The organism is Afipia sp. 1NLS2 (genome assembly GCF_000178995.1).
Taxonomy (GTDB): domain Bacteria; phylum Pseudomonadota; class Alphaproteobacteria; order Rhizobiales; family Xanthobacteraceae; genus Afipia.
This window is the reverse complement of record NZ_ADVZ01000003.1, coordinates 365,301-378,707: the sequence shown is the minus strand read 5'-3', so window position 1 is coordinate 378,707 and position 13,407 is coordinate 365,301. Positions and strand designations below refer to the sequence as shown.

Here is a 13,407-nt window from a genome sequence, read left to right as displayed (position 1 = left end):
CTAAGACATCTCGCAGGGATGCAGTCCGGTCCCGCGGTAAGCCGCGATTCTGCAAAAGTCAAAAACTTCTCCGCCGCGGCTTCTGAACCGCAGCACCCAGCCTTCGCGCCTCTCGCAGATCGTCCACTGCGCGAACGGCAACCAGCAAAGCCAGAACCAGAAATACGATATAGATCGACATGATTCACCACCACGGATGGTGGAAACCTGCCGCTTTTCCGCACCGCCGCATTGAGAAAAATCAAATATCATTTGAAAGACGTTTTGTTGTCCACAAACCGGATGCGAAACAAATAACGCAACGGGCACAGATAGCCCTATGCAAATGAAATGTGACGGGATTTCCTGATATTTTGCGTTACCGCAAAGTCCTTTTCGCAACGCCAGATAGATTGTCGTCACATTCCTTCATCATTCCGAATGACGGCATGCTGAAACGCTCTAGAATATGTTGCGCAAGTCGCTCACGATTCCTCCTGGAAACGTCGCGACCCTTGAATCTTGTGCCTGCCGCAAGCAGGCATTCGCCGATGCGGGGCAGATAACGATGCGAATGATCGAACAACTCACCAAGGACGAGCGCGAGTCGGGCCTCGTCATTCTGCTCATCATGTTCGTCGTCGGCGCGGTGATGACCGTTGCCGGCCGGGCCGACCTGTTCAGCGTCCATGGCGCGCTGGTGATGGTCGCAGCCCTTGCCGGCATCTTCTGGGTCGGCTCCGGATACTACTCACCCGAGCCGTCTCCCGATCGCCTCAACCAGTATTACGACGACCCGAGCAAGGTCGGCATCATTCTGTCGATGGGCTGGGCCGTGATCGCGATGTTCGTCGGCGACTGGGTGGCGTGGCTTCTGGTCAATCCCAACCTGACTTTCGACGCGGGATGGGCGAGCTTCGGCCGCCTGCGCCCCGTGCACACCAGCGGCGTGATCTTCGGCTTCGGCGGTAACGCGCTGATCGCGACATCCTTCTATGTGATGCAGCGCACCTGCCGCGCACGCCTTCCCGGCCAGCTCAGCCCCTGGTTCGTGCTGCTCGGCTACAACCTGTTCTGCGTCATCGCTGCCACCGGCTACCTGATGGGCATCACCCAATCGAAGGAATATGCCGAGCCGGAATGGTATGCCGATATCTGGCTCGTCGTTGTGTGGGTGGTCTACTTCATCCTCTACATGCGCACGCTGGCGCGTCGCAAGGAGCCGCACATCTACGTCGCCAACTGGTATTACCTCGCCTTCATCCTGGTGGTGGCGATGCTGCATATCGTCAACAACCTGGCGGTGCCGGTGTCATGGGCGGGCGTGAAAAGCTACTCGCTGTTCTCCGGCGTGCAGGATGCGATGACGGAGTGGTGGTATGGCCATAACGCCGTCGCCTTCTTCCTCACCTCCGGCTTCCTCGGCATGCTGTATTACTACATGCCCAAGCGCGCGGAGCGGCCGATCTACTCCTACCGGATGTCGATCATCAGCTTCTGGGGCATCACCTTCTTCTACATGTGGGCGGGCTCGCACCACCTGCACTACACCGCCCTGCCGCAATGGGTGCAGTCGCTCGGCATGACTTTCTCGGTGATGCTGCTGATCCCCTCATGGGTGTCCGCCGGCAACGCGCTGATGACGCTCAACGGCGCCTGGCACAAGGTTCGCGACGACGCCGTACTGCGCTTCATGATGGTTGCCGCCGTGTTCTACGGACTGACCACGTTTGAAGGCTCGTTCATGGCGATCCGCCCGGTCAACGCGCTGTCGCATTACACCGACTGGACCGTCGGCCACGTTCATGCCGGCGCGCTCGGCTGGGTCGCGATGATCACCTTCGGCGCGATCTACGCGTCCGTGCCGTGGCTGTGGAAGCGCCCGGCGATGTATTCGGCCCGCCTTGTCGAAGCTCACTTCTGGCTCGCGCTGGCAGGCACTGTCGTTTACGTGTTCGCGATGTGGAACTCCGGCATCATCCAGGGCCTGATGTGGCGGACCTATAACGAGAACGGCACGCTCGCCTACTCCTTCGTCGACTCGCTCGTCGCGATGCACCCCTATTACATCGCCCGCGCGATCGGCGGCCTCCTGTTCCTGATTGGCACCATCATCGGTTGCTACAACATCTGGATGACCATTCGCGCCGTGCCGCATGTCGCGGCCGAGCCCGCCACCGACCGTCCCGAACTCGCAGGCGCGCCTGCGTTGCAGCCGGGGGAGTAAACCGATGTCGATGTTTGGATTTCACTATCGTCTCGAACGCAAGTCGGTCGGCCTTGTGCTGATGATCGTCGGTGTCGCCTCGATCGGCGGCCTGTTCGAAATCGCGCCGCTGTTCACCATCCACCAGACGGTGGAGGATGCACCGAACATGCGCGTCTACACGCCGCTCGAACTCGCGGGCCGCAACATCTACATCCGCGAGGGCTGCTATGCCTGCCACTCGCAGATGATCCGTACCCTGCGGGACGAGGTCGAGCGCTACGGTCATTATTCGCTCGCGGTCGAATCCAAATACGACCACCCGATGCTGTGGGGATCGAAGCGCACCGGGCCGGACCTTGCCCGCGTCGGCGGCAAGTATTCCGACGAATGGCAGGTCGCCCATCTCAACAACCCGCGCGACGTGGTGCCGGAATCCGTGATGCCGGCCTATGCCTGGCTGTCGCGCACCGAACTGCGGACCGATGATCTCAGTGCCCATTTGAAAGCGCAGCGCACCGTCGGCGTTCCCTATACCGACGACATGATCGCCAATGCCGCGGCCGACGCCTATGGGCAGGCCTCGCCGGATTCGAACGACGCTGAGGGCGTGACCAAGCGCTACGGCAAGGACACCAACGTCCGGGCTTTCGACGGCAAACCCAATCAACTGACCGAGATGGATGCGCTCGTTGCCTATCTGCAGATTCTCGGCCGCCTGACCGACGTCACCGAGAAGCCGGTCGCGGACGCGGGAGGAAAGCCATGAACCTCGATCACAGCTCCCTCGTCTGGTTCTCGAAATCCTACGGGCTGTTCTATCTGCTGGCGCTGTCGGCAGCCGTCCTCGTCTACGCTTACTGGCCATCGAACAAGAAAAAGTTCGAGCACGCCGGCCGCGCCATCCTCGAGGATGACGACGACCGCCCCGCCAAGACTTCGGAGAAGGGTTAAACGATCATGGGCGACCATTTCATCCGCGACCCTCATACCGGGCATCTCTCCACCGGCCATGAATGGAACGGCATCACCGAGCTGAACACGCCGGTGCCGCGCATCATCTATTTCTTCCTGATCGCGACCGCGCTTTTCTCTCTCGGCTACTGGGTGCTGATGCCGACCTGGCCGGTCGGCACCACTTACACCAAGGGATTGCTCGGCGACGATGTCCGCGCCGATGTCGTCCAGTCGGTGAAGCAGGCCGCGCTCGATCGCTCCCATTGGACCAAGCAAATCGAGAGCAAGAGCTTTGCCGAAATCCAGAAGGATCCGCGCTTGATGGAAGTGGTGCGCGAATCCGGCCGGGCCCTGTTCGGCGACAATTGCGCCGCCTGTCACGGCCGCGAAGCCAAGGGCAACAAAGGTTATCCCAACCTCACCACGCAATCCTGGCTGTGGGGTGGAAGCCCCGAGGAGATCGCCCAGACCATCCGCGTCGGCATCAATTCCGCTCATCCGGACAGCCGCAGTTCGCAGATGCCCGCGTTCGGGCGTGACGGCATCCTGAAACGCGCCGACATCGACAATGTCGTTGCGTTCGTCCGTAGCCTGTCCCATCCCGGCGACAAAACCATTCCCGCTGACAAGATCGCAGCCGGGAAGGAAGTTTTCGCCGCGAATTGTGTCGCCTGCCACGGCGAGAACGCCAAGGGCAGCCATGAGGCCGGCGCGCCCGACCTGACCGACGCGTTCTGGATTTACGGCGGCGACGCGCAAACGATTACCGATACCGTCTGGGCCGGCCGGCAGGGCCACATGCCGACATGGGAAGGCCGGCTCTCGGATGTCGACCGCAAGATTCTCGCGCTTTACATCACCGACCTGCGGAGTCCGAACCCATGAGCACCGGCATGTCACTTGGACAATCTCCTGGACGATCTCCTGGACGGTCTCCTGGACGGTCTCTTGGCCGCCGCGGCCGTCTGACGATGTGGGTCATCGCAGCCGCGATCATTCTCGTCTTCGCCGTCGCGAACTGGCATTTTGTGTATGTCGCCGTGACATCGCAACCGGATTGCGTATCCCATCTGAGACTTGGCAACGGTAACGCCGCGCAAGGTAACTTCAGCGCCGCGCAATCGTCCTGCACGCCGAAATAAACGAGGGCTGATATGGTCGTCATTCCGGTCGTTGTACCGCCGCTGCCACACGAAAACCGCTGGGCTCGCAATCTGCCGCCTGCGACCGCACTGAAGTGGCTCGCGCAGGGCTGGCAGGATTTCTGCACCGTGCCCGGCCCGAGCATCGCCTACGGCATACTGATTTTTCTGTTGTCGTTCGCGATCATCGACGGCCTGTTCCTGTTCGGCCGGGACTACATCCTGTTTCCCGCGCTTGCGGGATTCATGGTGATTGGCCCGCTGCTCGCGATCGGGACTTACGCCAAGAGCCGGCAGATCGCGCGCGGCGAGCCCGTCAGCCTGATGCAGATGATTTTCGTCCGGCCGGCCGCGGGAGCGCAGCTCCTGTTCACCGGCGTGCTGCTGTGCCTTTTGATGCTGGTCTGGATGCGCGCCGCCGTCATCGTCTATGCGCTGTTCTTCGGGCTGCTGCCCTTCCCGGGCCTCGACCATGTCGCCGCGATGCTGTTCTCGACGCCGGTCGGATGGGCGATGCTGATCGTCGGCAGCGCGGTGGGCGCATTGTTCGCGTCCTTCTCCTTCGCCATCAGCGCGTTCTCGATTCCCATGCAACTCGAACAGCGCGTCGATGCGCTGACCGCGATGGGAACGAGCTTCGCACTCGTCGGCAAGAACCTGCCGGTGATGCTGACCTGGGGCGCGATCGTGCTGGGACTGTTCCTCTTGTCCCTCGCCACGGGCCTGCTCGGTTTGATCATTGTGTTTCCGGTGCTCGGGCACGGCACCTGGCACGCCTATGAGGCGATGAAAGCTGCCCCGGCTGCCGCGAAGGCAAGCTGACCTGAATTGCCCGGCGGCACTGTCGCCGGATCGTGAAAGCCCTTCGCGCTGAACCCGGCGCGGAGGGAATGCTGGAGAAGCCGATGACGTGTTGTACCTCCGCCGGAGGCATCGCGCTGACCGTCGCGAACGACATCAACAAGGACGGCGAAGTCCTGCTGGCGAGCCGGCTTGTCGGCGACGGCATCCGCCAGACCGATCTCTCTGTCCCTTCCATTCACTGCGGCGCCTGCATCCGTAACATCGAAACCGCATTGGCCGCCCTGCCCGGTGTCGAGACCGCACGCGTCAATCTCTCGACCAAGCGCGCGACCATCCGCTGGCACGACGGCGCGCCGCCGCCTTTCATCGAGACACTGCGCCGCGCAGGCTACGAGGCGCATGTTTACGACGCGGGCGCGGAGGTGAAGGACACCGCCTTCAGCGAACTCATTCGCGCGCTGGCTGTTGCAGGCTTCGCCGCGAGCAACATCATGCTGCTGTCGGTGTCGGTCTGGTCCGGCGCCGATCCCGCAACGCGCGACCTGTTCCATGCGATCTCCGCCGCCATCGCGCTACCCACGCTCGCCTATTCCGGCCGCGTGTTTTTCCGTTCGGCATGGCGCGCGCTGCGCCACGGCCGTACCAACATGGACGTGCCGATCTCGATCGGCGTGCTGCTTGCCTTCGGCATGAGCGTGTACGAGACCGCGACCCATGGCTCGCATGCCTATTTCGATGCGTCGGTCACGCTGCTGTTCTTCCTGCTGATCGGCCGTACGCTCGACCATCTGATGCGGGAAAAGGCCCGCACAGCGGTCAAGGGTCTTGCCAATCTTGCATCGCGCGGCGCGCTGGTGCTGCAAGGCGATGGCAGCCGCATCTACATGCCGGTCAACGAGATCGCCGTGGGCATGACGATCCTGCTTGCGGCCGGTGAGCGCGTCCCTGTCGATGCCAAAGTTCTTGCCGGGCATTCCGATATCGACAGCGCGCTGTTGAGCGGCGAAAGCGCGCCGCTTGCGGCCGCGCCAGGGACATCCTTGCAGGCTGGCGTGCTGAACCTCACCGGGCCGCTGACGCTCATCGCCACGGCTGCGGCGAAGGATTCGGCGCTCGCCGACATGATGCGCCTGATGGAGGCGGCGGAGACGGGCCGCTCGCACTATCGTCGGATCGCCGACCGCGCCTCGCAACTCTACGCGCCGGTCGTACACGCGACGGCATTCCTCACCTTCATCGGCTGGATGATCGCCACCGGCGACCTTCACCGCGCCGTCACCATTGCGATCGCGGTGCTGATCATCACCTGCCCCTGCGCGCTCGGCCTCGCGGTGCCGATGGTGCAGGTGATGGCGGCCCGCCGCCTGTTCGAGAACGGCATCCTGCTCAAGGACGGCGGCGCGCTGGAGCGGCTCGCGGAGATCGACGCCATCGTGTTCGACAAGACCGGCACGCTGACCTCCGGCATGCCGCGCCTCATCGATCCCGCCGCCATCGATGCCGAGGCATTGCAAATCGCCGCCGCCATCGCGGGCCACTCCCGTCACCCCTATTCGCGCGCCATTGAAGCTGCCTGCGCCTCCCCCATGCACACCATCGAGCCGGATGCCATCACCGAGCATCCGGGCTGCGGGCTGGAAGCGCGGATCGGCCCGCATCTTTATCGCCTCGGCCGCGCCAATTGGGCGCTGTCCGATTCCGCCACCGACGGCGCCGGACTTGTGCTCGCGAAAGACGGCACAGCGCTCGCGCGCTTCCAGTTCGAGGATCGCCTGCGCGCCGGCACGCACGACGCACTCGCCACCCTCAGGCGAAATTTCGATATCGAAATTCTGTCGGGAGACCATGACGCCGCCGTGGGCCGGATCGCGCGCGAACTCGATCTTCGGTATTCCGCCGGGATGCTGCCTGCCGGCAAGGTGGCCCGCATCCGCGACATCGAGACAAGCGGCCGTAAGGTGCTGATGGTCGGCGACGGATTGAACGACGCGCCCGCGCTCGCGGCCGCCCACGCGTCAATGGCGCCCGCGACCGCAGCCGATATCGGGCGCAACGCCGCCGACCTTGTATTCCTGCACGAAAATCTGGACGCCGTGCCGCAGGCCATCGGCATCGCGCACGACGCCGCAAAACTCGTCCGGCAGAACCTTGTCCTTGCGGTCGGCTACAATCTGATCGCGGTGCCGGTCGCGATCATGGGATACGTGACACCTCTGGTCGCGGCGATTGCGATGTCGTCATCCTCGATCATCGTCATCGCCAACGCGCTGCGGCTTGGCGGCCGTCGCGTGCGAACCAAATCCAAAACCACCGCAACGAAGCCCCTTCCCCTGAATATCGTGGAGCATGCGTGATGGACGATTTTCTGTTTCTCGTTCCCGTTGCGCTGCTGCTCGGCCTTGCAGGCCTCGGCGCCTTCATGTGGGCGCTTGGCAACGGGCAATATGACGACCTCAACGGCGCGGCCGAGCGCATCCTGCTCGATGACAAGGACGTGCCGCTTTAGGCGCGGCAAACATCGTGATTTTTATGAAAAATGGCGCGCCATTCAGAATAAAACTGCGAACTCATATACCATTGAAATTGTTATTTAATATTAACTGACTGGCCCCACGGGAAAGAAGGGTCTGATCAACAACAGCCGTGTCCAAATCCTGAAGCCGCTCAATCCTACGGCGCCATTGAGAGTGCGCTTTGCGACCATGGACTCGTATCGTCGCATCCGCACTTCCGGCATCGCCAACACTCCCAAAACTCTATGCGCCGGCTCTGAGATCCGCCGCACTCTTTAGGCCAGAAAACCGGAGATCGCCCTCACGAAAGTTTCAGGCTCCTGCACCATAGGAGCGTGACCGCACCCGGGAATTTCCAGCAGTTTGGCCTCGGGAAGAGCCGCAGCCAGCGCCCGCGACATCTCCGGCGGCGTTGCCGTGTCGAGTTCACCGACAACGACCAATGTGCGGTTACGGATTGCGCCAATTTGAACTGTCAGATCCAGCGTCGCGAGGGCGTGACAGGCTTCGGCAAAGAATTCAGGATTGGTTTTGACCAATGCGTTTCTTCGCTCGACGACTATTTCGGGATGAGCTGCGATGAAATCGTCGGGAAACAGGCGCTTCATGGCAACATCGACGATAGCTTCCATCCCGCTTTGGCGAACACGGTCGGCCATCGCATAAAACGATTGCTTGCCTTCCGGCGTGAAGGCGATGCCGGTGTCGGCCAGAACGAGCCGATCGAATTTGGCGCCATGACGAATGGCAAGCATACTTGCAATGAAGCCACCAAAGCCGTTGCCCAGCACATCGGCTTCCGTGCCGAGCTTGAGCGCGTCGAATAGGCTCGCAATCCTGTCGGCGATGCCCTCGATCGTCGCGCCGGCCGACGACGAGCCGCCGAAGCCGGGCAAATCGGGAACGATGACCCGACGCTCCCTGGCAAGCAGCGGAACGATTGCGTCAAACACCGCGCGGTCTGCGAGCAACGAGTGCAACAGAACGATGGGCTTTCCGGCACCCTCCTCGCCAACGTCAAGCACCCCGTCATCCCCATGCAAGCGTACCGATTTCATCATTCACCCTCTCAATAAATACCCAGCAGTTGCTCCACCAGACGATCGTCGGAACGGAGCGAGGCTGCGTTACCGGCATGCGCGACATAGCCGGTGTTGAGCACGATCACCTCATCGGCGATTTCCAGCGCGAGCTTGATGTTCTGCTCGACCAGAACGATCGACAGTCCGCTTTCACTCAGCTTTTTCAGGATTTCCGCGACCTCCGCCACGATCTGCGGCGCCAGCCCTTCCGAAGGCTCGTCGAACAGCACCAGGCGAGGGTTAGTCATGAGAGCGCGGCAAATCGCCAGCATCTGCTGCTCGCCGCCGGACAACGATCCCGCGAGTTGCTGCTGACGTTCCGACAATCGCGGGAAGGTGGCGTAGACTCGTTCAAGTCCCCATCCCGCGCCATTTTCGGCATAACCTTTTCGCGCCGCGACCGTGAGATTTTCATAAACCGTCAGCGACGGAAAAATCCGCCGGCCCTGCGGGACCAGACCAACGCCCTTCAGCGAAATGGCTTCCGGCGACAGACCCGCAATCGGCTGACCGAACAGGTCGATGCGCGACGCCTTCGCCTTGACCAGCCCCATGATGGCGCTGATGCATGTCGTCTTGCCCGCGCCGTTGCGCCCGAGCAATCCCAGCACCTGCCCCTTCTTCACGCTAAACGACAGGTCATGCAGGACATGGCTTTCGCCATAGAACGCATTCAGGCCGCTGATGGTGAGCGCGTCAGTGTCCAAGGTACACCTCTCGCGTCTTGGGATCGGCGACGACGTCAGCACGGCTTCCCTCCACGACCACCTGGCCGTGCTGCATCACCGTGATCACATCGGCAAAGGCAAGCGCCACATCCATGTCGTGCTCGATCATGACGATGGTCACGTCGCGCGGAATGGATTGCAGAAGGCGCTGGACATCCTTTCGCTCGTCCGCGGACAGACCGGCCAGTGGCTCGTCGAGCAACAACAGCTTCGGCTTTTGCGCCAGCGCCATGGCAATCTCGAGCCGGCGCCGTTCGCCATAACTGGTTTCCATCACGGTCCGCTCGGCGAGGTGATCGAGGCCGACGAGTGCAAGTGTTGCCCGCGCTTCGTCCCAGAGCGCGGTCTGCCGCCGCAGATCGAACCACGGATCGAAACGCAGCTTTCGCAAGCCAACGAGTGAAATGACGACGTTATGAAGCAGCGTGTTTTTCGGAAACAGCGTGATGATCTGGTAGGTCCGTGCCATACCAAGATGGGTGCGCTGGTCGGCGGACTTTCGAGTCACGTTCTGGCCGAAAATCCGGATTTCACCCTGTGAAGGCGGATAATCGCCGGCGATCAGATTGAAGAACGTGGTCTTGCCTGCCCCGTTCGGACCCAGCAACAGCCGCCGCTCACCGGCCGGCACGCGCATCGAGACGTCACGCACCGCCGGCAATCCGCCGAAGAAACGGGAGAGTCCGCTCACTTCCAGAACCGGAATCGTCATAGCACGCGATCCTTGGTGATGGCGGATACGCCAGTTGTCTTCCTACCTCCGTGCAAACGCTCCTTGATTCGGCGCATCCAGCCAGCCAGCCCCGGCAGCAGACCCTCAGGCATGAACAGGACGATAGCGACGAAGATGGCCCCGAGCAGGATCAGCCAGCGCGTGATGTAGGCGCTGACGACGTTCTTGAGGATCACCACCAGAGCCGCGCCGACCACGGGGCCGAACAGCGTGCCGGTGCCTCCCGCGATCACCATCAGCAATGCTTCGGCCGATGTCGTCAGATGCAGCGTCTGCGGGCTAACGAACTGGTGATAGTAGGCATAGAGCAATCCCGCGACTGCGCCCCAGAATCCCGCAAAGACGAAACTCAGCCACTGGATCAGCCACACATTATAGCCTAGCGCGCGCATGCGGCGCGGCTGGTCACGCGTGCCCTGTAGGCTTTGGCCGAGCCCCGACTGAATGAAGCGCGCAATGCACCAGAGTGCGAGGCCGAGAAAAAACAATACGAAGTAATAGAAGATCGCCGGATGTGTGAGGTCGAGGCCGAACGGATGCGGCCGCTTCATTCCACCAAGGCCATTGTCGCCGCCGGTGAGACTCGCCCAGCGATAAGCGATGCCCCAGAGAATCTGGCCGAGCGCGAGCGTAATCATGAGGAAACCGAGCCCGGATGCACGCAGCGAGAGATAGCCGAACAGCATCGCCAGCGCGGTGGTGCCACCGATGGCGATCAAGGCTCCCGAGAGCTGGCCAAATCCGGCTTGTGCCGTCAGGTAGATCGCAAGATAGGCCGAGACGCCGAGATAGGCCGCATGCCCCAGCGAGATCATGCCGCCGAAGCCGATCAGGAGATTAAGGCTCAGCGCAAGAATCGCTGCGATCACGATCTGGCTGGCGATGTTGATGTAGTATTCGGACGTCACCAGCCATGGCAGCGCCAGCAGCGCTGCAAATCCGGCCAGCCACACCATCCAATTCAGCGCCGGCACTCGCATCAAATGGCCTGCCTTCCGAACAGGCCGGTCGGCCGCAGCGTGAGCACTAGGACCATCGGCAAGAAGAGGATCACATAGGCAAGGTCCGGAAACAGCGCCTGTCCGTAACTGTAGATGAAGCCGATGATCAGGCTGCCGACGAACGCACCGAGCAGACTGCCGACGCCGCCCAGGATCACCACCACCAGCGCGAGCGGCAACATGTCGGTATCGAGGCCGGGATAGACCGACAGGATCGGCCCCGCCAGCACGCCGCCCGCGCCCGCCAGCGCGGAGCCGAGGCAGAACACCACCGAAAACAACAGCGATGTCCGGATTCCCATGGCGCGCGCCATGGCGAGGTCATCGACACCGGCGCGGATCATTGCGCCAAGGCGACTGCGCTCGAGCAAAAACCAGAGCGCGGCTGCGAGCGCGAACGCCACCCCGATCACGAACAAACGATAGATCGGAAACGCAAGATGCGCGACGCGGAATGCGCCGGTCAGTTCCGAGGGCATCGGCACCCGTCGCGGATCGCCGGTCCAGATCCAGACGCAGGCGTCGGCAATGATGAACGCGATGCCGAGCGTCACCAGCACCTGCGCCAGCGGCTGCCCGTTCAGGCGGCGCAGGACGAACCGCTCGATCAGCGTGCCGAGAATGCAGATCGCCACGCCGCCAAGCAGAATGGCAACCCAGAAATTGACCCCTGCCTCGATTGCGGACAGGCCGACATAGGCGCCGAGCATGAAATAAGCGCCATGCGAGAGATTGACGATCCGCATGAGGCCGAAAATCAGCGAGAAGCCGGACGCCAGAATGAACAGGAGGGATCCGAATGCCAAACCGTTCAGACCCTGGATGATCCAGAAATTCATGCGAATCCCTCCCGGCGGCGCGAATTACTTCGCCGGCGCCCAGTCGCGTGAATAAACCGGACTCTTGAGGAACTCCTCCGCGCCGTAGGTCCAGAACTGGCTCACGGCCGGATAGGTCTTGATGACGACATTCTGCAACCGGCCATCCTTCTTCTCGACCTTGCGGATGGTGATGTCGAGAAGCGGCTGGCCGTACTTGTCGATCTTCACGGGTCCATACGGACTGTCGGTGATGTTGACGTTGCGCAAGGCCTTCATGAAAGCCTCCTTGTTCGACGTGTCGCCCTTCACCTGCTCAAGCGCGTTGTTGAGGAATTGACAGGCCATGTAGGCGCCGACGGAATAATAGCCAGGATCAGCGCCATAGGCCTTGCGCATCGCCGCGACGAATTTCTTGTTGGTCGGCGTATCGGTCGCGGCGCTGTACCAGCCCGCGGAAATCACCCCGAGCGCTTCATCGCCCATGCGCTTGAGGATGCCTTCATCCACCGTGGTCATGGAGCCGAGCACCGGCTTCTGCATGCCGTAGTTCTTGTACTCGCTGAGGAACTTGATGCCGTTGCCGCCGGCGAAAGCCGCGAAAACAGCGTCGACGCTTGGGTCGATCTGCGTGATGTAAGTGCCATACTCCGCGGTGTTGAGCGGAGACCACAGCTTCTGAACCACCTTACCGCCGTTCTGCTCGAACGTGCGCTGGAAGCCTGCCGCGATTTCATGGCCGAACGCAAAGTCGTCGGCGATGATCGCGATCTTCTTGTAGTGCAATTCCTTGGCGGCATACTCCCCGAACGGATGATACGGCTGCGCCGATGTGCCGACCGCGCGCACGAACCACGGGTTGGGTTTGCGTTGGGTGAGATCTTCCGCAGCTGCCGAAGGCGAGATGATCGGTGTCTTGGTCTGCCGGATATATTCGTCGATGGCGAGGGCCTCGAATGCGGCAAGCGGGCCGATCAGAACCTGAGCGCCGTCGCGCTCGACCAGTTCCTGCGCCTTGGTCTTGGTGACTGCGGGTTGCCCTGCCGTATCGGCGGTAATCACCTCGATCTTGCGGCCGGCCATTTCGCCGTGATGCTCATCGATGCAGAGCTTCAGCCCTTCCTCCATCTGCCGGCCGCCGGCGGCCAGCGCGCCCGACCGAACCGTCAGGAAACCGACCTTGAGCGGGCCGGTGTCCGCAGCCTCGACCGGCAGAGTGCACACCAGCAGGGCCGCCACGGCCGCTGAAACCAGAACGCTTGACCGCATCATCGTTTTCGCTCCCGACTAACTCTGACGTATCAGATTTCTATTTTTTTATTTTTGTAAGATGTCACTTTGCTTCGAAATGAGTCAAGATCAAAGCACCAATCCATTTTGGCTTATTTGCAGATTATACATTTTAATAATATAAATCAAAATGATATGCTTGATTTTATCGTCA

General features: G+C 61.6%; 15 protein-coding genes. 8 read left to right on the top strand and 7 right to left on the bottom strand.

The genetic code is table 11. The features are described 5' to 3' along the window. Positions 1 to 402 (bottom strand): hypothetical protein, encoded by a 402-nt coding sequence (locus tag AFIDRAFT_RS19825; RefSeq protein ID WP_156186872.1) that lies wholly within the window; start codon positions 400 to 402, stop codon positions 1 to 3. A 151-nt stretch (positions 403 to 553) separates the two neighbouring features. Here AFIDRAFT_RS19825 and ccoN point away from each other — a divergent pair, with 151 nt between their 5' ends. From ccoN to ccoS, 8 genes are all read left to right on the top strand, one after another. Further along, positions 554 to 2,206 carry a cytochrome-c oxidase, cbb3-type subunit I gene (gene ccoN / locus AFIDRAFT_RS13285; protein WP_197083261.1) on the top strand — a complete coding sequence of 551 codons (1,653 nt, stop codon included), beginning with the start codon at positions 554 to 556 and terminating at the stop codon, positions 2,204 to 2,206. A 10-nt stretch (positions 2,207 to 2,216) separates the two neighbouring features. Next, positions 2,217 to 2,954 carry a cytochrome-c oxidase, cbb3-type subunit II gene (gene ccoO, locus AFIDRAFT_RS13280; RefSeq protein WP_040298464.1) on the top strand — a complete coding sequence of 246 codons (738 nt, stop codon included), beginning with the start codon at positions 2,217 to 2,219 and terminating at the stop codon, positions 2,952 to 2,954. Next, positions 2,951 to 3,139: a cbb3-type cytochrome c oxidase subunit 3 gene (locus tag AFIDRAFT_RS13275; RefSeq protein WP_009340010.1), complete on the top strand. Its 189-nt coding sequence runs from the start codon at positions 2,951 to 2,953 to the stop codon at positions 3,137 to 3,139. Before ccoO ends, AFIDRAFT_RS13275 begins: the two co-directional genes overlap by 4 nt. Positions 3,140 to 3,145: 6 nt before the next feature. Continuing rightward, positions 3,146 to 4,027, top strand: a complete 882-nt coding sequence (gene ccoP, locus AFIDRAFT_RS13270) for a cytochrome-c oxidase, cbb3-type subunit III (RefSeq protein ID WP_009340009.1) — start codon at positions 3,146 to 3,148, stop codon at positions 4,025 to 4,027. 86 nt (positions 4,028 to 4,113) lie between these two features. After that, entirely contained in the window at positions 4,114 to 4,284 is a 171-nt protein-coding gene (locus AFIDRAFT_RS13265) for a hypothetical protein (protein ID WP_245258176.1), read from the top strand. Positions 4,285 to 4,296: 12 nt separating this feature from the next. Then, positions 4,297 to 5,106, top strand: coding sequence for a DUF2189 domain-containing protein (locus AFIDRAFT_RS13260; protein ID WP_009340007.1), 810 nt, complete (start codon positions 4,297 to 4,299; stop codon positions 5,104 to 5,106). 83 nt (positions 5,107 to 5,189) lie between these two features. Beyond that, entirely contained in the window at positions 5,190 to 7,442 is a 2,253-nt protein-coding gene (locus AFIDRAFT_RS13255) for a heavy metal translocating P-type ATPase (protein ID WP_009340006.1), read from the top strand. Beyond that, complete coding sequence (gene ccoS, locus AFIDRAFT_RS13250) at positions 7,442 to 7,594, top strand: cbb3-type cytochrome oxidase assembly protein CcoS (protein WP_009340005.1); 153 nt, start codon at positions 7,442 to 7,444, stop codon at positions 7,592 to 7,594. The genes AFIDRAFT_RS13255 and ccoS overlap by 1 nt, the downstream gene beginning before the upstream one ends. Before the next feature lie 282 nt (positions 7,595 to 7,876). Here the strand turns inward: ccoS and AFIDRAFT_RS13245 are convergent, their stop codons facing one another. The 6 genes from AFIDRAFT_RS13245 to AFIDRAFT_RS13220 are packed head-to-tail and all read right to left on the bottom strand — an operon-like array spanning position 7,877 to position 13,235. Beyond that, complete coding sequence (locus AFIDRAFT_RS13245) at positions 7,877 to 8,626, bottom strand: alpha/beta fold hydrolase (RefSeq protein WP_245258175.1); 750 nt, start codon at positions 8,624 to 8,626, stop codon at positions 7,877 to 7,879. A gap of 44 nt (positions 8,627 to 8,670) precedes the next feature. Further along, positions 8,671 to 9,390: an ABC transporter ATP-binding protein gene (locus tag AFIDRAFT_RS13240; protein WP_040298409.1), complete on the bottom strand. Its 720-nt coding sequence runs from the start codon at positions 9,388 to 9,390 to the stop codon at positions 8,671 to 8,673. Continuing rightward, complete coding sequence (locus AFIDRAFT_RS13235; protein ID WP_009340001.1) at positions 9,380 to 10,123, bottom strand: ABC transporter ATP-binding protein; 744 nt, start codon at positions 10,121 to 10,123, stop codon at positions 9,380 to 9,382. Before AFIDRAFT_RS13235 ends, AFIDRAFT_RS13240 begins: the two co-directional genes overlap by 11 nt. Continuing rightward, entirely contained in the window at positions 10,120 to 11,124 is a 1,005-nt protein-coding gene (locus AFIDRAFT_RS13230) for a branched-chain amino acid ABC transporter permease (RefSeq protein WP_009340000.1), read from the bottom strand. The genes AFIDRAFT_RS13235 and AFIDRAFT_RS13230 overlap by 4 nt, the downstream gene beginning before the upstream one ends. Further along, complete coding sequence (locus AFIDRAFT_RS13225) at positions 11,124 to 11,984, bottom strand: branched-chain amino acid ABC transporter permease (protein ID WP_009339999.1); 861 nt, start codon at positions 11,982 to 11,984, stop codon at positions 11,124 to 11,126. Before AFIDRAFT_RS13225 ends, AFIDRAFT_RS13230 begins: the two co-directional genes overlap by 1 nt. 24 nt (positions 11,985 to 12,008) lie before the next feature. Beyond that, positions 12,009 to 13,235, bottom strand: a complete 1,227-nt coding sequence (locus tag AFIDRAFT_RS13220; RefSeq protein WP_009339998.1) for an ABC transporter substrate-binding protein — start codon at positions 13,233 to 13,235, stop codon at positions 12,009 to 12,011. Positions 13,236 to 13,407: the final 172 nt, after the last annotated feature.

Coding starts and splice junctions, on each gene's coding strand:
- AFIDRAFT_RS13225 (WP_009339999.1), bottom strand. CDS start 11,984: ATGAATTTCTGGATCATCCAGGGTCTGAACGGTTTGGCATTCGGATCC.
- AFIDRAFT_RS13230 (WP_009340000.1), bottom strand. CDS start 11,124: ATGCGAGTGCCGGCGCTGAATTGGATGGTGTGGCTGGCCGGATTTGCA.
- AFIDRAFT_RS13275 (WP_009340010.1), top strand. CDS start 2,951: ATGAACCTCGATCACAGCTCCCTCGTCTGGTTCTCGAAATCCTACGGG.
- AFIDRAFT_RS13265 (WP_245258176.1), top strand. CDS start 4,114: ATGTGGGTCATCGCAGCCGCGATCATTCTCGTCTTCGCCGTCGCGAAC.
- ccoO (WP_040298464.1), top strand. CDS start 2,217: ATGTTTGGATTTCACTATCGTCTCGAACGCAAGTCGGTCGGCCTTGTG.
- AFIDRAFT_RS13260 (WP_009340007.1), top strand. CDS start 4,297: ATGGTCGTCATTCCGGTCGTTGTACCGCCGCTGCCACACGAAAACCGC.
- ccoP (WP_009340009.1), top strand. CDS start 3,146: ATGGGCGACCATTTCATCCGCGACCCTCATACCGGGCATCTCTCCACC.
- ccoN (WP_197083261.1), top strand. CDS start 554: ATGATCGAACAACTCACCAAGGACGAGCGCGAGTCGGGCCTCGTCATT.
- ccoS (WP_009340005.1), top strand. CDS start 7,442: ATGGACGATTTTCTGTTTCTCGTTCCCGTTGCGCTGCTGCTCGGCCTT.
- AFIDRAFT_RS13220 (WP_009339998.1), bottom strand. CDS start 13,235: ATGATGCGGTCAAGCGTTCTGGTTTCAGCGGCCGTGGCGGCCCTGCTG.
- AFIDRAFT_RS13255 (WP_009340006.1), top strand. CDS start 5,190: ATGACGTGTTGTACCTCCGCCGGAGGCATCGCGCTGACCGTCGCGAAC.
- AFIDRAFT_RS13235 (WP_009340001.1), bottom strand. CDS start 10,123: ATGACGATTCCGGTTCTGGAAGTGAGCGGACTCTCCCGTTTCTTCGGC.